This window comes from Paenactinomyces guangxiensis, assembly GCF_016055185.1.
Taxonomy (GTDB): domain Bacteria; phylum Bacillota; class Bacilli; order Thermoactinomycetales; family Thermoactinomycetaceae; genus Paenactinomyces; species Paenactinomyces guangxiensis.
Genome location: NZ_JAECVR010000001.1, coordinates 591370 through 611395 on the forward strand (window position 1 = coordinate 591370; position 20026 = coordinate 611395).

Sequence of the window (20026 nt, forward strand, 5' to 3'; positions counted from 1 at the left end):
TGTCAGGAGGATACCAATCATGATGAAGTGGATCAAATTATTTCCCATTGTAGCCCTTGTGGCACTGTTAGCCTTGCCGATGACAGCTTTTGCAAATTCTGGAATCCAATCTGAAGTCAGCGGAAAGTACAAATTGGGTGCTGATACCAAAATAACCGGCGACACGATTGAGGTTTGGTCTAATGTGATTGGTGCAAGTAAAGTTGACAGCGGAGAATGGAAAATCGAACCCGTTGGTTCCGACAGTGCAGTTAAACCGATTTATGTTAAACAATCTACAAAAGCCAAAGTCCATGTGAAATTTGAAAATCTGAAACCTAACGTTGAATATTGCTTTAAAATTCATTTCACTGGAAAACTAAACAACGACAATGTCAAAACCGCTTTGAAACTCACCGGTGAAAAAGGGATGATTTGTGCTAAAACACCTCCTCCTGGTAACGGTGATAACGGTGGAGATGGCGGTAACGGCGGCGACGGTGGTAATGGCGGCGATGGCGGCAACGGCGGCGATGACGGCGATGACGGTAATGGCGGCGATAACGCCAATGGTGGCAACAGCGGCGATGGTGGTAACGGCGGCAACGGTGGAAAAATGCCGAAAACTGCTACTGATTACCCGGCTGCTATGGTTTGGGGGGGTGGTCTCCTGTTAGCCGGTCTGGGTATGTTAATGTTCCGGCGCATTGTATTAAAAGGTTTAGAATGAATTGTTGCCTTCGGGAATTTTGCTCAAACCTATGTAAATTCTTGGGTTTGGGCATTTCTTCTTATATTGGGGGATTTGATGATTACTTAACTCCGTCACTTCCCCCGGTGAATGAACAAAAGACACAAGTGCATACTATTTCCAATCAACCAATCGGAGGTGTCAAATCTTGCCCTTTGAGAAACAACCACCATTTGGCGAAGGATTTGAGCTCCATCCAAATCCTTCTGCACCTAATCCTGATCTTCGCAAAGGAAAAAAGGAAGACCGTGTACCCCGGATGCGTAATTCAACGATAGGCGGTGAACCGATCCGGGAGGAAGGCGGACAAGCCACACCCATGGAGTAAAGTCACATCAAGTCCAAAAAAATAACACAGGCAGTTACTCTTAATCAAGCCAACCATAAAGATGAGAAACATATTTAAAGAGATCAACTGCCTGCGTAATCCAAGGCTGGAAAGAAGATGACAGACTGAGAGAGTTTCTTCTCCCCAAAGTCCATCATTTGCTAAGAGCCGAAATCTACTTTGTTGCGAAAAATAGATCAACTCCCTGAGATGACTCAGGGAGTAATCAGGGAGTTACACATCATGACGGCACGAACTTGGAAATAGCTTTTCAAATGCTTGATTGACGAATAATTTATGTTTTGCCCGCATCATTTTTTCCGTGCTTTCATCTAGTCCCCATTCTGAAATTTTTAAAGCCGGCCGCAGAGCAGCACAGAGGTCCCAATAAGGGAGATGTGTGAAATCAATAGTTGTCACCATAGATTGATACTGATGCGTAAAGTCATTCATGGCGTCGATGCCGAACGCCCACAGGATTTCAAGCCTGCAATTGGCAACATCGGCGAGCGGATCTCCGAACGCCGCGTCCTCCCAATCGATGACAGCAACAAGCTGGCCATCCTTCCACAATAAATTGCCCGGCCAAAAATCCCCATGCAGTAGTACAGATTTATTCCGCTCGGGCAACGGCCAGGCTGATTCCAAAATATCCCAGATGCGCCCTTCATCTAATGATTCATCAAGGATTGCAGGACGTTTACGAAGCTTTTCGGCATATATTTCTGCTTGTTTTGGCAGAAAGGATATATCAAAGTTCGAGACATCTGCTATGAATCCTGGCCAGGTTCGTTGCCATTTGAATGATGTAATCAGCCAAATCAGAAGGTACGAACTCCGTTTGGCCCTCAATCAATTCAATCACTATGTACGAAGTCGGGAAAACCTCGCCAGATTGATCAAGATAGAGTGGCGTTGGCGCAGGCAATCCCACGGATTGAAGTATTTGCAGCAGTTTGAATTCGTAAGCGGCTACATGCGGGTTTTGTTTGAGGTCAGTCTCCCCGTGCCGGCGCACAATCATTTTTCTCGTTTGACCATTTGGCCGCTCAATCTCCAGGGCCGTCACCTGCGCTGAGACTCCTCCTTTCAACTCCCATGTGCAGAGCAGCTTGCTTGGAGGATCAATCCGTTGAACCAATTTTTCAAACTCTTTTTTCCTTTTTGATCTACTCATATGTTAATTCTACCATATTCCCATTCTTCATCTTCTACCATATAAATTTTTCACTTTGTCTATCATCTTTTTGAGTAGTTACGAAAAAAATTGCTTGATCCTAATGCAACGTGAGGTTGTATATTGAGATTACCAGCAAAAACAACTCGCGCGAAATGAAGGGATGTTCATAGACAAGAAAACATGGAAAGCAGGCGAATTAGCAAAACAGACCGGACTAACGGTGCGAACACTTTGAGTACAGCGGACTGTTCTCTCCATAAAATCGCGGTTCCCCCTGCCCGGCTACATACTTATTTGCCAAATACTTTCTCAAACTCTTTCATATCCCCATTAAATGCGTTGATGTCGACATAAGTATCAATTCCGTCAATTCGTCCCCGATTACAATATTGCCAGAGCAGCCACTTGCGGTTGCCGAGTGTAGGAAATTTGTAAATGTCTCTGATCCAGATTTGAAATTCTGAAAAACCGCCTTCCACATAGGTGTGATATGTATCATATGTAACGTATAAAATAGGCCTCTTTTTATAGTGTTGTTCCAATTTTGCCGCCATCTTTCGCAGTTCCTGTCTGACTTTATCCTTATCATGATTCAAATGGATTTCCACATCAATCACTGGAGGCAAACTGTCCGCCTGTTCAGGTACAATATTTATAAAGTTTTTTGCTTGCTCTTCCCCGGAACTCCTCATTGAAAAGAAATGATAGGCTCCGGTTAACATCCCTTGCTTTCTTGCTTCTTGCCAATTGTACGCAAATTGATCATCAACAAAATCCCGGCCCTCTGTTGCTTTAATGTATACAAATTTAAAGTTGTTTTTTTCCTGCACAACTTTCCAATCAATATCGCCTTGATGATGTGAGACATCCAGTCCCTTTATTTCATATTTCATCGCAAACAGATCATTGTGCCATATGAAACCCATATAATCCAAAATGGCCAGAATTACCAGTAAAACGATGGTTAACAGCCAAATATATTTTTTCATACCGATCCCCTATCTTGATTTCATTGGTTATGTAAACATAAAGATCCCACTTGTTAATCGTATCATGTCGTGGAAACATTATAAATCTAATTATATCGAATGTTATTGCAATCATATACAAAATTACGTCTACTCAGCTTCTTTTTGCATTTAAAGGCGTGTTGCCGTAAAGACAGGTGATTTAAGAAAAATGACCGCCCAAAATAGCCGGTCATGCACTGGATCTCAAGAAATATCCTTTATTCTGCATCTGATTCTATTTGTATCAAAGATTCAATATCAAACGTTTTCCGAAAGAGTTCTAGAATCAGAGGCTCCACTATTTTTGTGAGAGCCGTTAAAGGTTCACCGGTATTGAAAATGTCAGAGTATTTTACTTCCTCAACCGTTTCACCCGGATTGAAATAAAACTCAACTCCACCTTCTTCTTTCTCTTCGTCCAATGTTTCTACAAACTGATCATTCTCCAATTTTTGGTAATCATCAAGAGTGTGCAGATCTGCACATTGCAATGATAAGCTGGAGTCTTTAAAGTTGGTCACGGTGAATCTGACCACGCCCTCTTCCTCTCTCCTGTCCTCCAATTCCACCTTTGAAACAAAAGGTTCGATCTGTGGTTTGTATTCCTCGCATATTTTTAGATATAAATTAAAAAGCTCATCAGCCTGATCAATCCATTTGTTATTGATGTTTGCTTTTTTAAGCTCTTTTTGTTTCTGTTTTTTATAGCTTTCTACCTCAGAATGCACAATCTCCTCAAAAATCGTCCCTTCCGCTTTTTCCTTTAATTTCTCCAGCCGTTCCATCACCTTTCGCAACACCATCCGTCTATGAAATCAAATTGGAGATATGGTTTCCTGATTCAATTATATTTATTCCAAGCTGTTGAACCGTTGTGATTATCATAGGGATGGACAAAAAAGAAAAGCCCAGTTTCCCGGACCTTTCTTACTTCGCTTTTCGTTTCGTGCGAAGTTGTACCCATGCGATCACGACAAATGGAATAGAGAGCAGGGCGATCAAACCGATCCAATTCACGATACTCATCATTACAGGGGATACCCCCGTCCCTCCTTTCTCTGCAAGCCGGATGGAAAGGGGAATTTTCTTCCGAGCCGTTCCGGGGGAAAATCGCATTACTTCAAAAGACTTTTTGGGCTTTACGGCAAATTTATTGTTTACGTACAAAGATGGATTCATACATCTTCATCCTTGAGAACTACTCTCGTGAGTGACAAACAGCCGCCTGGGAAACGATAAGGAAAAAGCACAAAAGGAGGTAGTTAACAGCACCCAAAAATATAGCCAAATATAGACCAGTGTTAGAAAAATATGATTAATATACTATTAAAACGAAAAGGAGGAAAACTGCTACAAAATGTAGAAAAAATGTCCTAAGACGAAAACCAAGTCTAAAATCCATACATGATGATCACTTAACGAAATCATGTATATGTACCGACCGCTAGTCGGGAATTTACGCCTGTGGACAGCCATAGCAAACTGTAGTAGCCAGTAAGCGGCGAGGCAGGACTGGTTGAAACAGGAAACTCTAGATATGGACATATTTGTCTATGTTTTTAGTAGCAGGTAGATAATGATGCGATCCATGTGGAAAGGGAGTATTAGTTTCGGATTGGTGAATATCCCGGTCAGTTTGTACAAAGCAACGGAAGATCACAGAACCAGTTTTCGCAGTTTACATGAAGAATGCAAGCATCCAATTCAATACAAAAAATGGTGCCCCGTCTGCAACCGTGAGGTTGAGCGTACAGAAATCATTCGCGGATATGAGTACGCTCCCGGAAGCTATGCCCTCATCACCGACGATGATATCAGCAACCTTCCACTGCCTACCTTGCGCACGATTGAGATCCTTCACTTCACGGACAAAGAGAACATTGACCCCATTTATTATGAAAAGACCTATTATCTGGGCCCCGGAGAATACGGTGGAAAACCCTACAAGCTTCTGTATCAAGCGATGGATCAAACAAACAAAGTAGCAGTAGCCAAAGTTGCCTTTCGTACAAGTGAACATTTATCTGTTATTCGCGTATATCAGAATTGCCTTCTTATGAACATTATCCATTATCCGGCAGAGATACGGGCTGTCGAAGAAGTGCCCGGAATTGAAGGGATAGCGGGGATGGAGGTTGGCAGAGGTGAATTGGATATGGCGATAAAGCTGATTGAAGAAATCAGTGGTGAATTCCGTGACGATTACAAAAGCAATTATGAGGAGGCACTCAAAGAACTGATTGAAGCCAAGATCCACAAACAAGAGGTAGAAGAACCGGCAGACCAACCACGTGCAGAAAATGTGGTTGATCTGATGGAAGCACTGAAACGAAGCCTGAATGCCAACAAAGAAAAGCCGGGGAAAGGGACTCAACCTGCAAAGGTGGCTGCTGGAGGAGAGCAAACGGGCGAACCCCGTCAAAAATCGGAACCAAAACGCCGCAGACGGAAAGTACAGGCATAATTGTATTCATAGGTACGCGTCCTGGGCCCTTTTTAAAGACACCACATTCTGTTTCGGAGGGCGACCAAGTACAGGGTTGTCTCTCCAAATCATGCAGTTCTGCAACAACGCTGTATTTCACCCCGCGATTATAACCGGGTTCATTCCCGGTGAATCTCCCCCACTTACGCTTTCGAAAGAAGTGGGGGATTTTTTATATAACTGTTAAACTCCTAATCAGAGCAGAAGCTCAGCAACAATGACCAGATTAACTAAAGCATGCACAAAGGCACTGGCGAAAGCCGATTTCGTCTTTTCATACACGTAGGCAAATAAAATGCCATTGATAAAGTTAAGCAGCAATATGTTCCAATTGGGCCAATGTGCCAGTGAAAACAGAATGGCACTGATCCATAAACTGTGGAACATATTGAACCGTTTGCGCAGAAATCCGTAGATCATTCCTCGAAAGAAAATTTCTTCATAAAGTGGAGAAATAATCACCCTACTTCCTTTCTTTGCTGGTAATGTTTTCAGTATAAAACCTCACATTATATGAGATTCAAGCCCGATTTAAAAAAGGGGGTTTTCATGTGTTGTCCATAGGAGAAGTATCCAAAAGGTCAAAAGTAAGCATTCGTTCGCTTCGTTACTATGACGAGATTGGCTTGCTGAAACCTGCCTCATTAAGCGAAGGAAGTCACAGGCTATATTCCGAACAAGATTTATTCAAGTTACAGCAAATTGTCTTTCTAAAGGATCTGGGCTTCCCGTTAAAACAAATCCGCGAGCTGCTGGAACAGCAATCCGATGACAGAATTGAAGCACTTCGGCAACAGGCGGAATATCTAAAAAAAGAACGAACACGAATTGAACAAATGGAAAAAGGCATGCAAACCGTGATCCGTTCCTGTGAGATAGAGGGAAAATTAAATTGGGATATCTTATTTAAACTGTTTCAAAATGCGAGAAAAACAAAGAAAGAAAATTTTGCATCCCTTTCCTCTATTGAACAAGAAGTAATCGGCAGATTCCCTAAACTTGAAGCAGAGAATCCCGACGCGGAGGAATGGAGAAATCTGTTCAAACAGTTGAACTTACTTAGGCATTTGCCGCCATGGGCAGATGAAATCCAGGAGATCGTGAAGAGAATGACTGAAAAGTCGAGAGAATTGTTTCAAGGGGACGAAGAATTAATGGAAAAAGCGTGGCAAATGAGGAAAAATCCAAAAGAAGCGTACCGATTCTACCCAATAGACGCTGAAATCATCGATTTATTGGAAAAAGCATTTGATATTTACGATGCAAGCAGAAAACGTTGACCACTCCCTTCATGATCGGACATACCGCTGTGTTTCCGTTTTTCAGACCAACCGGAAAGACACGCAGACTTAACGGTTATGCCGATCCATTCTTTTAAGTCTCTATACAGACCAAGACCGCCCCTCAGACAAAGGGATCTGTCCGGAAGGCGGTCTTTCCTTCACTGGAGGTCTAGCTGCACGCTCGGTTATTTCACGCCGTGCAACAAAACAACTTTTAAGCAAAACGAACGGGGATATCCCTGTTCGTTAAAATCCACCCGAAATGTTTCTTTGCACAATGAACAGGCTGCCTTTAAATACTCAACCAGTTTCTCTTGCACCTCCGGGGGGTATTTGCACGTTCTACCCAGTTCTGAAATCTGATCGGCAGATCCCATTTTAAAATTTCAATATCCGGGGTTTTTCATTTTTCTCATTCAAATCAAGGAGAAAAACCATGACAGAACAACAGATGCTAGAAAAATTTCAAGGGATCATACAGTTTCAAACAACGTTGCATGAAAATAAAACAGACTGGTTGCTGGAAAAGCTGATCCCATTACTAAACATTCCTTTTGATCAGCAATCTTATGAACAAGCCCGATTATATGCCAAAGAAAACCAAAAGCCATCCGTCTATTATAAGCAGGGTATGACTGACTCACGATGCTTGGTCTTAGTAGAATTTTGGACTTTCTCCTCTCATTATATTATCATCCGGTGCAATGAATCCTTGGCCAATCAAGTTAGAGAACTATTAAAGCAAGCAGCAAAGGAAAATGATCTCCAAAACTGTTTGATTAAGCAAAGCAAGATGAATGATATTGTAAGAAGACATGATTTAGAGATAGATATCGTCGATGAATTTGACTTATGGAGCACCCTTTTCAAACAACGGAGATTTTGGAAGGAATATATCTTTCTTGGCCTAGACGAAGAGATGTATCCATCGGATGACATGATTTACCCGGAATTGGTTGATCCGATTAGGTTCAATATAACGGACGATTCAGGGTTCATGGTTTGGATCGGAGATCGCATTACTGATTCCACTTTATGCCTGTCACACCCATCTCTGTCTAAACCTTTTGAGTTGGGATGGGATGACGGTGCAATGTGGCATCCACATGTTTTGCGTTGGGAAGAGTTGGATAAGATTTGCCTGTATCTGACCATTCAATATCCTGATCATTTCGTTGTGCCGTTTTTGCTCATGCACCGCTTTGCGCCTGTAACCAGGCAAGACGATGAAAAAGAGATCGCCCGTAAGGTGAAGGCGGCCTGGCGTTCGTTGGGATTGTTTACTGAGGAGGAAATCGAACAGTTTGATGCGATGGTACATTTCAAGCCGCATTTCGAATGGTCATATGAATCGGATCAAGGGTGGTATCATGCTTGCGAATCACCTTCTGACATCTATTCAATGCGCCATATATGCAATGATCGATTCCCGTTCAAAGCATTAGATGAAGTATTGCAAGCAATTGACCAACAGATGGATACTGCTGAGTGGAAAGAAGCCGAAGAGAAGTGGAAAACTTTATTGTTGACCTATTCGACAGAGGAAGACAATCATTGGTTTGAACGTAGAGAGTCTACAAGAGAGTTGGCTGATGGTGATTTGCCCTTTTGAAGCGCTTTGCTTAGCCGGGCTTATCCTAGTGGAAATCAAGTCTAAAACGAAAAAACGAAGGCTCTTACCCTGCCGTTGTATACACAAAGTAAGAGCCTTCGTTTTTTTTGCAATTATATTTTATTATTCTAGTCCAATCGTCTGTAAGAGGTATAGGCAAAAGACTAAGGAAGCGGGTTCAAAGAAGTATGCCTCTCTTTTTTCCTTGTCCCTTTTTTCACGTTCAGTCGGGGGTCCAGAAGGTCACTTCCGAGAATTCTGCCTCCCTGGCATGATTCAAACTTTCATCCAGGGGTTGTGTCACCAAGTCATGAGGTTTTCTGTTTGTCCTGGTGTTAAACAGCCAGCATACGATCCAACGCCACTTTGGACCAGTGCGCCGTCTCTTCATCAACGGTAATCCGGTTGATCGGGTTCCCTTCCAAAATGCTCTCCAGGGCCCATAACAGATGCGGGCGGTCGATTCGGTTCATGGTGAGACAGGGGCACATTGTCGTGGAAAGAAGCACAATATGTTGCTTCGGATTCTCCCGGGCCAAACGCTGAACCAGATTGACTTCTGTTCCTACTGCCCATCTGCTGCCTGCGGGTGCTGCGGAAATCGTTTTGATGATAAAATCGGTCGATCCTGCACAGTCAGCCATCTGTACCACCTCAAAGCAGCATTCGGGGTGAACAATCACTTTCATCTCAGGATCACGTTTGCGGACGCTTTGAATTTGTTCAGGAGTGAACTTTTGGTGTACGGAGCAATGGCCTTTCCACAAAATCATCCGTACCTCCTGCATATCGCCCTTTACATCTTCAAACTGTCCTGAGCCGGGGCTCCAGATCACCATTTGTTCCAAAGGAATTCCCATCTTATAGGCGGTATTTCTGCCCAAATGCTGATCGGGCAGGAAAAGGATGCGCTTTTTTTGGGAGAAAGCCCATTCAAGCACCTCTTTTGCATTGGAAGATGTGCAGGTGGTCCCCCCGTGCCGGCCGACAAATGCTTTGATCGCGGCAGTGGAGTTGACATAGGTGACAGGAATAACGGTATCTCCAAATTGTTCCTGAATCTCTTCCCATGCCTCTTCAACATCTTCAATATCAGCCATATCAGCCATTGAGCAACCTGCCTTCAAATCGGGGAGAATGACGGTTTGCCCTTCGGCCGCCAGAGTATCTGCTGTTTCTGCCATGAAATGAACACCGCAGAAAACAATATATTTAGCCTCCCTCTGCTGTGCCCCGATTCGTGCAAGCTTAAGGGAGTCACCGCGAAAATCGGCAAACTGAATCACGTCATCTCTTTGATAATGATGTCCAAGGATGACCAGATCTTTCCCCAATCGCTGTTTAGCATTCCAGATTCTCTCATCCAACTCCCGACCTGGCAGGTTCCGGTAAACTTCGGGCAATTGGTTCTGAACATAGGTTAACATGTCAAGCGACATTATTGATCCCCCGTTTCCTTTTCAAAATCAAGGCTGATATCCAGGGCGGTCGCTGAATGAGTCAGCCAACCGATCGAGACAGCGTTTACACCTGTTTCAGCGATGGCGCGGACCCTCTCCGGCGTAATCCCTCCCGAAGCCTCGGTCCATACTTTTCCGTCAATCAGACGCACTGCTTCTTTCAACGTTTCAACGTCCATATTATCTAAAAGAATGGCATCAACATCCAGGGCAAGAATCTCTTTTACCTGCTCCAGCGTGTCAGCTTCCACTTCCACTTGTACCATATGGCCGACACGCTGCCGCACCAGTTCAACCGCTTTCTCCAAGCTGCCTGCCATCGCGATATGGTTGTCTTTCAGCATCACGCCATGGCTCAAACCAAACCGGTGATTGGTTCCCCCTCCGATGCGGACAGCATATTTTTCCAACTGGCGCAACCCGGGGATCGTTTTGCGGGTGTCCAGTACCCGGCAATTAAGCCCCTCTAGCTTTTTCACCACCTGGCGGGTTACAGTGGCAATTCCGGACATACGTTGCAACAGATTTAAAGCCACACGCTCACCTGTCAGAATCGCCCGGGTCGGCCCCGTGATCCGCGCAATGGTCGTGCCTTTGGATACCTCTGCCCCTTCGTTCACCAGCGGGACCAACCGGCAATCCGGGTCCAGCTCTTTAAACACTTGTTCGGCAACAAGCAAACCTGCCACAACCCCTGTTTGTTTAGCAATAAGTAAACAAGAGCTGAGATGACCAACGGGTACGAGCGCTTCTGTCGTCAGATCACCTGCACCAATATCCTCGTTCAACACTTCACGAATAAACTGTTTTAATTGAATCGGATTCATGGCTCTACCCCTAAATAACATTGTGTTTTTGTGACCATTCAGGTATCGGTTCCGGGTAATCGTACCGGTAATGGCCGCCCCGGCTCTCCTGGCGCCATAAAGCGGCCTCCATAATCATTTGTGCAGAAGTTAACATATTGTTACACTCAAAAAAGCCTGCCGGAATCTGCTCCCGAAGTTTCCTTAATTTTAAAATCCCTTCCTTCAAGCCTTGAGCAGACCTCACAATCCCGGCATGATTCCACATGATCTCTTTGATCTGTTGTTTCCAGGAATCTTCAGTTTGCTTATCTTTGCACAAAGCAGGGACTAAAACACCCGGAACACCAATCGATTGATCGGTGTAGGAAGATAGTTCCGCCGCCACCCGCTGTGCAAATACAGCCCCTTCCAACAAAGAATTACTGGCTAAACGATTAGCTCCGTGTACCCCGGTGCAAGCCACCTCCCCACACGCAAATAAGCGGGGCAGCGTTGTGCGGCCGTATACATCAGTACGAATCCCGCCCATGACAAAATGAGCGGCCGGGGTCACGGGAATCAGGCTGCGGGCAGGGTCAATTCCATACTTCCGGCACTCCCTGTAAATCTTCGGAAAACGTTCGGCAAACCGGGAGCCGATCTGTCCGGCATCGAGAAACACTTTGCGGCCTGCTTGCATCTCGCTGAAGATGGCACGTGAAACCACATCACGGGGGGCCAGATCCTTCCACTCATGATAACGCTCCATAAACGCTTCGCCTTGATCATTGACAAGAAAAGCTCCTTCTCCGCGCACCGCTTCCGAAACCAGGAACATCGGATTTTGTTCCACTGCGAGAGCAGTGGGATGAAATTGGATAAATTCCATGTCCATTAAAGCGGCTCCGGCCCGGCGGGCCATCGCAAAACCATCTCCGGTGGATACCAGATCATTGGTGGTATAACGATACACTTGTCCGCACCCTCCGGTAGCTAATACGACTCCTTTTCGTGCCATATAATAAACCGGGCCTCTGTCTTCATCCACCGTGACAACCCCACGGCAAGCCCCCTCAGATACAATAAGATCTGCTACCATTGTATGCGTGATGAACCGGATATTTGAATGATTCCTCACTTGCTCCAGCAAAGAAGAGGTAATTCCCGCACCTGTCGCGTCTCCGGCGATGTGCAGGATGCGCGAAACGGAGTGAGAACCTTCCCGTCCCAGTGCCCATCTGTCACCGTCACGGTCAAAACGGGTTCCCCATTTGGTAAGAAGTTGGATGGTTTGAGGAGCCATCTCCACCAGCACATCGACGGAGCCTGGGTCACATAACTCCGCACCCGTCCGCAACGTATCCTGGCGATGCAACTCCGGGGAGTCGTCCTCTCCAATGGCTGCCGCGATTCCTCCCTGGGCCCGATAGGAATTGCTCTCTTCCTCTCTGGCCTTCGTCAGCAGGATTACCTGCCCCGACCCGCCCAGGGAGAGAGCTGTCATTAAACCGGCAATTCCGCTTCCCACCACGATAAAGTCGGTTACCTTTCGTGTCATCGCAGGAGTCCTTTCACGAATTCTTAACAATTTACTTCAGTTTTATTTTCTCAGGAAAATCAACAATGTCAACCACGAATTTTATGGCACTATATCCAACTCTTTCGCTGGGGGGGTCTTTCTGTTCATTTTTTCGCTATAATGAATGAAGAGAATTTGTTCGCGGAGGAAACGGAGATGAAACCCATTTATCTTGACTACGGAGCAACCAGTCCGGTTCGCTCCGAGGTCTTCGAGGCTATGCTTCCATTTTTGCATACTGAATTTGGAAATCCCGGCAGTATTCACGATCTGGGGCAACGGAGCCATGATGCGGTTCAACACGCGCGCAGTCAAATCGCCGGCGCGCTGGGAGCGGCTTCTCCCAGAGAGATTATTTTTACCGGCAGCGGTACGGAATCAAACAATTTAGCCATCATCGGCGCGGCGCGCAAACGAAAAGCTCATGGAAACCACATAATTACAACAACCATTGAACACCCTTCCGTTCTTGAAGCTTGCCGGACTCTGGAAAGAGAAGGATTTCATGTCACCCGGCTGCCCGTTGACGGGGATGGAAGGGTCAGCGTCGAGGATATCAAACAGGCGGTCACAGACAAAACCATTTTGGTCAGCATCATGGCTGCCAACAATGAAGTCGGCACATTGCAACCGATTAAAGAAATCGGCCAATTGTTGAAAGAGACCCCGATTTTATTTCATACTGATGCAGTACAGCTATTTGGAAAAATACCGTTTACCGTTACGGAATTGGGGGTAGATCTTCTTTCTGTGGGAAGCCATAAAATTTACGGGCCGAAAGGAGCCGGTGCCCTGTATCTCCGCAAAGGGGTACGCATAGAGCCGTTGATGTTCGGCGGCGGCCAGGAGCGGGCACTGCGCCCAGGCACGCTGAACACCCCTGCCATTGTCGGATTTGGGGCCGCCGCTTTCCTCGCTGCACGGGAAGCGGAAAAAGAGAGTGAGAGGCTTACCGGTTTGCGCAATCTTTGCTGGGAACGGATCCAAAGCGAAATCGGGGATGTGGATCTCAACGGGCACCCGACTCTTCGATTGCCAAACAACCTTAATCTTAGCTTTCATCGTGTCGAAGGGCAGGCGATTCTGCTAGAATTAAACCGTGCACAGATCTATGTTTCCAGCGGTTCCGCCTGCAGCGCCGGAAAACACAGTGCCTCACATGTATTAATGGCGATGGGAAAAAGCAAGGAGAAAGCGCTTCAAAGTCTTCGCGTCACTTTTGGCAAAGAAACGAGTGAAGAAGATATTGATCTTTTCGTGGGGAAATTGAAAGAAGTGCTTGGTTACTTACGCTCCCTCATAAAAAAATAAGGCTGGGCTTAACCAGATTTTTTGGAGGCAGACACAAATTGCGCAGGTTTCTCTTTTTTCTACTCAGATTGATGCTAGGTTTTGCGATTGCCACGATTGCCTGGATTCTTTTTATCATTCTCCAGCAAGTCAGCTACTCTGAACCTGATCAGGTTTATCTGATGGGAACAACCATCTCGTACGCTTTTGTATTCGCCTTTTTTTGCATGGTCATCTTTTTTATCTTTTCGTTTTTCAAACACCGCTACAATCCCGATCAATTAAAGAGGCGCTTTTTCGTGTTTGCAGCTTTCTATCTGATCTGCAGTCCCCTAGTGATTCTCTCTTTTGACAATTATCTGCTGGTCACTCCAAAGGGGATGGCATATAACCAGTTTCTGCAACTGGAAGATGCCAAGGTGCAAAGATGGAGAGACATTCAACAGGTGGCTCTTGATTACCAGGTGATTCAACGTCCGGTCCGCCGGGAGGAAGATATTCGGCTTCGTTATCTTGTCTATTTTAAGGACGGACCTGTGATTGACTTGAACAATTATAACTCCCCCCTTTATGCTGCCCAGCAGTTTAAATCGATTCATCGTGTCATCATTAAGGAGAAGGTTCCCGTTAAAAAGCGTCCCTTGCCCAAAGAGTTTGCGGAAAAGAATTCCTTTATCTATGAAATGTATCATTTAGATTCATAATTGAAACGATGGAAAAGCACAACCTCTTTCATATAGCATCTGTTGACACGCAACAGATGCTATATTTTTATGCAGAGCCAATAAAACAGATCCAGGACAGAAGGCAATGTATACGGTAAAATCAGGTAAACAGGAATATTCCCATACTTGTCAATGGGACAAAACGATGCTCTAAGGAGGAATGGTCTGAAAAAATGAGCGCAAAAATTTTGGTGGCGGATGATGAAAAAAGAATTGTGGACGCCATTTCTTATGCACTGCTTCGTGAAGGATACCAGGTTGAGGTGGCGTACGACGGGGAGGAGGCATTGCGGAAAATTGAATCATTTCATCCGAAAATTGCGATCCTGGATGTGATGATGCCCAAAAAATCCGGATTTGACGTATGCAAACAATTGGAAAACAAAGCAGGGACGGGAATTATTCTGTTGACCGCCAAAAACGATATCGTAGATAAAGTACTGGGCCTCGAATTTGGAGCAGATGATTATATCACAAAGCCATTTGATATCCGCGAATTGGGAGCCAGAGTCAAATCCTTGCTGCGGAGGCTCTCCAAAAGCGCCGAACAGGAAATGGCCACCATTGAGATTGGAGATTTAAAAGTATTAATCAAACAAAGAAAAGTGGCACTGTACGGCAAAACATTGGATTTAACCCCGAAAGAATTTGATTTATTTGCTGTGCTGGCATCTAATCCGGAACGGGTTTACTCCAGAGAAGAACTGCTGGATGTTGTATGGGGGATCGATTATGCGGGCGGCACACGAACCGTGGATATCCATATTCAACGTTTAAGGAAAAAATTAGGCCACCCCTATCACCAAATACTGCAAACCGTTTACGGTGTGGGGTATAAAGCCACAGGTGAAATCGAATGAAATGGAGTATCAAGGTTAAGTCCGGGATCTTCCTGGCAGGATTATTATTGCTGACAGTAGTTATTCTGAGTGTGACCGTGTTAAGAGGAATTCAGGAAAACCAACGGAAAAACCATGAAGATTTTCTGGCGCAGCAGAGCAAGATTGCCAATCTGTATATCACCCAGAACTTCCTCATTGGATATGAAGGAAGGACAGCAGCGATTGATCGCTTTTTAAACGAAAAAGGAGAAGAGATGGCAGCCAACCTGGGCTTTATGAGCGGAATGCATGTAAAACTTTTTGACCGCTCAGGAAAAGAAAAGGGAAATTCCGCGCCCAGCATCGGCGAAACGGACACAAGCGATCTGTTGAAGTATGCGTTGAACGGTAAAGTAGCCTATTGGCAGAAAAATGATTCCATGTATTACGCAGCCCCCCTCCTCAACTATGACCAACAAATGGGCGTTATCCAGTTTCAGTATCCACTGAAGGACAGTTTGCTTTTCTACGAAGGGATTCTGACTCTTTTTTATCGTATTGGCACTCTTATTTTTATCATCAGCTTTATCATTGGGTATTTGTATTTCAGCCGGCTGACAGGAGGAATCCAAAAGCTGAAACAAGCCGTGGAAAAAATCCAGCGCGGACGCTTCCTGTCACATCCGCCACTTAAAAGAAGGGATGAGCTGGGCACCTTAAGCCACGGCATTTATTATATGAGCAATCAGATTGCAGAAAATATAGCACTGATGCAACAAGAAGAAAAAAAGTTGAAACAGGCCATTGAGACCCTGAAAAAACTGGAACAAAAACAGAAAGAGTTTATCGGGAATATCACCCATGAATTTAAAACTCCTTTAACTGTGATGAAAGCATATGTGGATTTGATGGACATGTATCCGGATGACCCCCGGCTGGTTATTGACGCCAGACAGAATATCGGCAAAGTGACCGAAAGCCTGATTGAGATGGTGGACAAAGTTTTACATCTGGCCTCCCTGGAAAAATACGATTTAACCAGTCAGGCCGAATCCGTTGATGTAAAAGAAACTCTGCTGGATTTATGCGAAAGGATGAAAGGAAAAGCGCAAAAGTTCGGCTTGCAGATCGAGGCTTGTCTGAGTGAGGCATTGATTTGGGCAGATAAAGAGAGTTTTACTCATGTGTTTATCAATCTGTTGGATAACGCGATTAAGTACAATGAGCCGCACGGAAAAATTGTTGTGAAAAACGTTGTGGAACAGAACAGGGTTTGTATTGATGTGATTGATACAGGAACCGGAATCCCGGCGGAGGCGCGCGACAAAATATTTGAGCCGTTTTTTACGGTTAATAAAGACCGCTCCAGGCAATCAGGGGGAACCGGGTTGGGTTTATCGCTGGTAAAAAAATTGGTTGAAAAGCAACAGGGAGAGATTGCCTTGTTGAAGACAGACAACAAAGGATCCTGTTTTCGGGTTACATTCCCTCTTCTCAGCTAGAAAGCTTGTTTCTGCCTGAAATGTTTACATTTTGGAAACAGCTGTTTACGGGTCTGACACGATTCTTTATTTTGTAGACACAAACCTCATATATAATGTGACCAATCCCAGATAAGGAGGATTTATTGATGAACGTAATCAGCACTGTTGTCGGAGCGATGGCGTTTATCTGTCTTTCCGCCCTGCCCGGATGTGCCCATGCGACCTGGGAGAATAAAAAACCCGCCGCTGAGACAGAACGTTCCGATTCTATTCCGGATCACCGGGAGCAAGTGACCACACCCTCCGGAAAAAAAATCACTGTCATCAACAATCCGAATCGATTTATTTATAACGAAGTGGCACTGGCAAAAATGGATCGTTACACCGGCATCCGTGGCATGGACTTCTATCATGGCGGGCAGCTCTTGGTCACCAGGGAAAATAAAGATACCCCACCTGCTTCTGTTGAAGGAGAGAAAATCTATCCACAAAACTTGTATCTTTATCACATCCAGTCAAAACAGGCAAAATTATTGCACGGAGAATCAATTCATCAGGGAAATGCCCAGTACTCCCCCGACAAGAAACATATTTATTATGTGGAAAACAGCGAGGAAACGGGAACCGGGTATATGATGAATAAGGACGGGAAACAGAGGAAACAGGTATCTGAACGGGGAGCCATCCATGCTTTTGCAGGGCATTGGCAGAATAACCGGGAAGTGTTGTACGCAACATTTGCCGGGGAAATCTACCGGGCCGATCTGGATGGAAAGCGGACATTGCTTGTAAAAACGGGCAAAAGCGGTATTTCAAACGTATATCAAATCGGCAGCAATGTGTACTATACGACAGCTGACGGTGACCTGAAAGTATACAACATGAAAACGAAAAAGACAAAAATATTGAAAATGAAAGTAATGTCACTTATTCCTTCTCCTGACCAAAAGAGGTTAGCCATGGTGATTGGAACAGATGAAACCAAAGTGGCTCTCCTATTGACCGATTTACAGGGAAACCAGAAAGCAAAGCTGGCGGAAGGCACGCAAATCTACGGCATCAGCTGGTCACCGGACCAATCCAAAATCGCCTATGCGGTAATGTCAGAAAACAGGGCTAAACAAGGTTTATTTGTCGCCGATGTAAAATCTTTGAAATCAACTCCACTCTCTTCAGAAATGGAAAGTATCATCGATCCGGTCAAATGGGACTCATCCGGAAAAAAACTACTCATCTCAACGGTTGAGACAAAAGATCTTGACAATGAGTTTATTACCTATGTCATTACGTTGAAATAAGCGCAAAAACAGGAACAGAGAGCTTTAAAAAACCCGAGTCCGCAAGACCCGGGTTTTACTTTATCCCACTTTTATTTTGCCAGTTCATAAATGGCCTGGGCATAGATTGCTGTCGCTTTTAGCAAATCTTCCACTTCAATATACTCATCCCTTTGATGGGCCTTCTCTTCCTTGCCGGGGAAAAGCGGCCCAAAAGCGACTCCCGTATCCAACACACGGGCATACGTCCCGCCGCCAATGGCCAGCAGTTCAGCTTTTTCCCCGGTTTGTGCCTCATATACTCTCGCCAGCGCGGTGACAAGAGGGTGGTCCGGGTCGCAGTAATGAGCGGGCTTATGATCCAAATCGGTGATTTTACAATTGTAGTCGGCCACTTTTTCTTCAATTCTCTTTAACAGTGCATCGCTGTCACCGGAAGTGGGATAGCGGACGTTGAGACGGACAAAGTGCTGGTCTCCTTTTGTGTAACCGAAAACTCCGGCATTCACGGTTAACTTGCCCACAAGTTTGTCCTCCTGGGCAATGGAGAACTTTTCACCAAAGAAACTGTCCACCAGGAGATCGTTGATCATTTTAATATAGTTGGCTCCATTTGGATCAAGTGGCAGTCGGTCCATAAACCGTGCCAATTCCAGAGCGGCGTTCTGTCCCTTTTCCGGTTCGGATCCGTGATGAGAGCGGCCCTTCACAACGATTTTTAAGTGATCATCCGCTTCCTCGGCATATCCTTGAATGCGGTAAGTCAGCAAAAAATCCTGCACTTTCTCTTTCAGTTCAAAAACATCCCCGTCCCCGCTCAGTTTCGCCATGGCGTAATCAGGAACCATATTGACACGTTGCCCGGCCTCAAAACTCATAAGCGTCCATTCCCCCCGGGATTCTTCCCTGTCATCGGGCAGACCTACCACTTTGATATCCAAAAAGCCTTTTTCCGCATTGATAATCGGAAAATCAGCATCGGGAGTGAAGCCCATCGCCGGCATATCTTCGTGTTCAAAGTAATGGCTCACACAGCGCCACTGGGACTCTTCATCCGTTCCCAAAATAAGGCGGACACGCTTAGAAAGGGGTAAACCCAGTTCTTTGACAATTTTGAGTGCAAAATAGGCAGCCATGGTCGGCCCTTTATCATCAATCGCCCCGCGGGCATACAGTTTTCCTTCCCGAATTTCCGGTGAGAAGGGGGGAGAAGTCCAGCCATCTCCCGCCGGGACAACGTCAACATGGGACAGGATACCGATCAATTCATCTCCCCCGCCATATTCCACATGTCCGGCATAACCATCTACGTTTTTGGTTTGAAACCCATCCTGCTCTGCTAAATTCAACATAAACTCCAGAGCTTCGGCCACCTTTCTCCCAAACGGCCTACCCACCCCCGCGGTTGACTCATCCAGGACGCTTTCAATGGCCAAAAATTCATGACATCGCTTGAGCAGCTCTTTTTTGCGGTTTAATACCTCTTGATACCAGTTAATCTCATTCATTGTTGACCCTCCATCTCTGTCAATTTCATATTGGGTGCATAAGCCACTTCCCATATATAGCCATCAGGGTCGCGAAAATCGACGGTATAATATCCGGGTGAATACTGGGGTATTTCCACCGGTCCGCGTATAATTTCAGCCTTTTGTCGTTTGAGCCAGAGAGAAACAGATTCTACCGTTTCCCGGTTCCCGGCTGTCAAGCAAATATGCCTTGGCCCGACTGTACTCTGTTTCTCCAGTCCCGGCTTTTCTACAAAATAGATCTCCGTCTCATTATTAAAGTATGCAACAGGACTAGTTTTCTTCCAGCCCACCAGCCGGAATAAACCATCATAAAACGGACGGGACAGCGTCCAGTTCCGCACCCAAAACTCTATATGATGAATTCCCATGATATCCTCCGTGTTTTTTCTCCCATGACTGATCGGCACAACCCGGGGATGAAAGTTTACTCATGCCGGGGAGG

Annotated in this window: 21 protein-coding genes; 10 read left to right on the top strand and 11 right to left on the bottom strand. The window is 45.3% G+C overall.

All coding sequences use genetic code 11. The features are described from left to right. Positions 1-19: 19 nt before the first annotated feature. A complete protein-coding gene (locus I8U27_RS02990) occupies positions 20-709 on the top strand; it encodes a hypothetical protein (protein ID WP_181749992.1) in 690 nt (229 codons plus the stop codon). 169 nt (positions 710-878) lie between these two features. Next, positions 879-1058, top strand: a complete 180-nt coding sequence (locus tag I8U27_RS02995) for a hypothetical protein (RefSeq protein WP_181749991.1) — start codon at positions 879-881, stop codon at positions 1056-1058. A gap of 234 nt (positions 1059-1292) precedes the next feature. On the opposite strand, the gene I8U27_RS20460 is transcribed toward I8U27_RS02995, so the two are convergent. The 5 genes from I8U27_RS20460 to I8U27_RS03015 all read right to left on the bottom strand — a co-directional run bounded on the left by I8U27_RS20460 (position 1293) and on the right by I8U27_RS03015 (position 4427). Further along, entirely contained in the window at positions 1293-1910 is a 618-nt protein-coding gene (locus I8U27_RS20460) for a phosphotransferase family protein (protein ID WP_332310899.1), read from the bottom strand. Continuing rightward, positions 1810-2235 carry a phosphotransferase gene (locus tag I8U27_RS20465; protein ID WP_232345186.1) on the bottom strand — a complete coding sequence of 142 codons (426 nt, stop codon included), beginning with the start codon at positions 2233-2235 and terminating at the stop codon, positions 1810-1812. The genes I8U27_RS20460 and I8U27_RS20465 overlap by 101 nt, the downstream gene beginning before the upstream one ends. Before the next feature lie 293 nt (positions 2236-2528). After that, entirely contained in the window at positions 2529-3227 is a 699-nt protein-coding gene (locus I8U27_RS03005) for a GH25 family lysozyme (RefSeq protein WP_181749990.1), read from the bottom strand. 239 nt (positions 3228-3466) lie between these two features. Beyond that, the gene (locus I8U27_RS03010) at positions 3467-4045 is read right to left on the bottom strand and encodes a hypothetical protein (protein WP_181749989.1); all 579 of its coding nucleotides are present in this window, start codon (positions 4043-4045) and stop codon (positions 3467-3469) included. 130 nt (positions 4046-4175) lie between these two features. Next, positions 4176-4427, bottom strand: coding sequence for a hypothetical protein (locus tag I8U27_RS03015; RefSeq protein ID WP_181749988.1), 252 nt, complete (start codon positions 4425-4427; stop codon positions 4176-4178). A gap of 400 nt (positions 4428-4827) precedes the next feature. On the opposite strand from I8U27_RS03015, the gene ku reads away from it, so the two are divergent. Beyond that, on the top strand, positions 4828-5712 hold the full coding sequence (ku, locus tag I8U27_RS03020) for a non-homologous end joining protein Ku (RefSeq protein ID WP_181749987.1): 885 nt from the start codon (positions 4828-4830) through the stop codon (positions 5710-5712). A gap of 216 nt (positions 5713-5928) precedes the next feature. Here the strand turns inward: ku and I8U27_RS03025 are convergent, their stop codons facing one another. After that, positions 5929-6195 carry a CPBP family intramembrane glutamic endopeptidase gene (locus I8U27_RS03025; protein WP_181749986.1) on the bottom strand — a complete coding sequence of 89 codons (267 nt, stop codon included), beginning with the start codon at positions 6193-6195 and terminating at the stop codon, positions 5929-5931. An 89-nt stretch (positions 6196-6284) separates the two neighbouring features. Between I8U27_RS03025 and I8U27_RS03030 the strand changes: the two genes are divergently transcribed. Together I8U27_RS03030 and I8U27_RS03035 are read left to right on the top strand one after the other, a co-directional pair. Further along, the gene (locus I8U27_RS03030; protein ID WP_181749985.1) at positions 6285-7013 is read left to right on the top strand and encodes a MerR family transcriptional regulator; all 729 of its coding nucleotides are present in this window, start codon (positions 6285-6287) and stop codon (positions 7011-7013) included. 439 nt (positions 7014-7452) lie between these two features. Continuing rightward, the gene (locus I8U27_RS03035; RefSeq protein ID WP_181749984.1) at positions 7453-8628 is read left to right on the top strand and encodes a hypothetical protein; all 1176 of its coding nucleotides are present in this window, start codon (positions 7453-7455) and stop codon (positions 8626-8628) included. 335 nt (positions 8629-8963) lie between these two features. On the opposite strand, the gene nadA is transcribed toward I8U27_RS03035, so the two are convergent. The 3 genes from nadA to I8U27_RS03050 are packed head-to-tail and all read right to left on the bottom strand — an operon-like array spanning position 8964 to position 12434. Then, on the bottom strand, positions 8964-10067 hold the full coding sequence (nadA, locus tag I8U27_RS03040) for a quinolinate synthase NadA (RefSeq protein WP_220185827.1): 1104 nt from the start codon (positions 10065-10067) through the stop codon (positions 8964-8966). Then, the gene (nadC, locus tag I8U27_RS03045; protein ID WP_181749983.1) at positions 10067-10915 is read right to left on the bottom strand and encodes a carboxylating nicotinate-nucleotide diphosphorylase; all 849 of its coding nucleotides are present in this window, start codon (positions 10913-10915) and stop codon (positions 10067-10069) included. The genes nadA and nadC overlap by 1 nt, the downstream gene beginning before the upstream one ends. A gap of 10 nt (positions 10916-10925) precedes the next feature. Next, positions 10926-12434, bottom strand: coding sequence for an L-aspartate oxidase (locus I8U27_RS03050; protein WP_181749982.1), 1509 nt, complete (start codon positions 12432-12434; stop codon positions 10926-10928). A gap of 177 nt (positions 12435-12611) precedes the next feature. Here I8U27_RS03050 and I8U27_RS03055 point away from each other — a divergent pair, with 177 nt between their 5' ends. The 5 genes from I8U27_RS03055 (at position 12612) to I8U27_RS03075 (ending at position 18073) form a co-directional block, all read left to right on the top strand. Then, positions 12612-13766: a cysteine desulfurase family protein gene (locus tag I8U27_RS03055; RefSeq protein WP_181749981.1), complete on the top strand. Its 1155-nt coding sequence runs from the start codon at positions 12612-12614 to the stop codon at positions 13764-13766. 38 nt (positions 13767-13804) lie between these two features. Beyond that, positions 13805-14449, top strand: coding sequence for a hypothetical protein (locus tag I8U27_RS03060; RefSeq protein ID WP_181749980.1), 645 nt, complete (start codon positions 13805-13807; stop codon positions 14447-14449). 194 nt (positions 14450-14643) lie between these two features. Continuing rightward, a complete protein-coding gene (locus I8U27_RS03065; RefSeq protein WP_181749979.1) occupies positions 14644-15330 on the top strand; it encodes a response regulator transcription factor in 687 nt (228 codons plus the stop codon). Then, positions 15327-16793, top strand: a complete 1467-nt coding sequence (locus I8U27_RS03070) for a sensor histidine kinase (protein ID WP_181749978.1) — start codon at positions 15327-15329, stop codon at positions 16791-16793. Before I8U27_RS03065 ends, I8U27_RS03070 begins: the two co-directional genes overlap by 4 nt. Positions 16794-16921: 128 nt before the next feature. Further along, positions 16922-18073 (top strand): hypothetical protein, encoded by a 1152-nt coding sequence (locus I8U27_RS03075; protein WP_181749977.1) that lies wholly within the window; start codon positions 16922-16924, stop codon positions 18071-18073. A 71-nt stretch (positions 18074-18144) separates the two neighbouring features. On the opposite strand, the gene pepV is transcribed toward I8U27_RS03075, so the two are convergent. After that, on the bottom strand, positions 18145-19560 hold the full coding sequence (pepV, locus tag I8U27_RS03080; protein WP_181749976.1) for a dipeptidase PepV: 1416 nt from the start codon (positions 19558-19560) through the stop codon (positions 18145-18147). Then, entirely contained in the window at positions 19557-19952 is a 396-nt protein-coding gene (locus I8U27_RS03085; RefSeq protein ID WP_181749975.1) for a VOC family protein, read from the bottom strand. The genes pepV and I8U27_RS03085 overlap by 4 nt, the downstream gene beginning before the upstream one ends. Positions 19953-20026: the final 74 nt, after the last annotated feature.

Coding starts and splice junctions, on each gene's coding strand:
- nadA (WP_220185827.1), bottom strand. CDS start 10,067: ATGTCGCTTGACATGTTAACCTATGTTCAGAACCAATTGCCCGAAGTT.
- I8U27_RS03035 (WP_181749984.1), top strand. CDS start 7,453: ATGACAGAACAACAGATGCTAGAAAAATTTCAAGGGATCATACAGTTT.
- I8U27_RS20465 (WP_232345186.1), bottom strand. CDS start 2,235: ATGAGTAGATCAAAAAGGAAAAAAGAGTTTGAAAAATTGGTTCAACGG.
- I8U27_RS03015 (WP_181749988.1), bottom strand. CDS start 4,427: ATGAATCCATCTTTGTACGTAAACAATAAATTTGCCGTAAAGCCCAAA.
- pepV (WP_181749976.1), bottom strand. CDS start 19,560: ATGAATGAGATTAACTGGTATCAAGAGGTATTAAACCGCAAAAAAGAG.
- I8U27_RS03050 (WP_181749982.1), bottom strand. CDS start 12,434: ATGACACGAAAGGTAACCGACTTTATCGTGGTGGGAAGCGGAATTGCC.
- I8U27_RS03065 (WP_181749979.1), top strand. CDS start 14,644: ATGAGCGCAAAAATTTTGGTGGCGGATGATGAAAAAAGAATTGTGGAC.
- I8U27_RS03055 (WP_181749981.1), top strand. CDS start 12,612: ATGAAACCCATTTATCTTGACTACGGAGCAACCAGTCCGGTTCGCTCC.
- I8U27_RS03075 (WP_181749977.1), top strand. CDS start 16,922: ATGAACGTAATCAGCACTGTTGTCGGAGCGATGGCGTTTATCTGTCTT.
- I8U27_RS02990 (WP_181749992.1), top strand. CDS start 20: ATGATGAAGTGGATCAAATTATTTCCCATTGTAGCCCTTGTGGCACTG.
- I8U27_RS03070 (WP_181749978.1), top strand. CDS start 15,327: ATGAAATGGAGTATCAAGGTTAAGTCCGGGATCTTCCTGGCAGGATTA.
- nadC (WP_181749983.1), bottom strand. CDS start 10,915: ATGAATCCGATTCAATTAAAACAGTTTATTCGTGAAGTGTTGAACGAG.
- I8U27_RS03085 (WP_181749975.1), bottom strand. CDS start 19,952: ATGGGAATTCATCATATAGAGTTTTGGGTGCGGAACTGGACGCTGTCC.
- I8U27_RS03005 (WP_181749990.1), bottom strand. CDS start 3,227: ATGAAAAAATATATTTGGCTGTTAACCATCGTTTTACTGGTAATTCTG.
- ku (WP_181749987.1), top strand. CDS start 4,828: ATGCGATCCATGTGGAAAGGGAGTATTAGTTTCGGATTGGTGAATATC.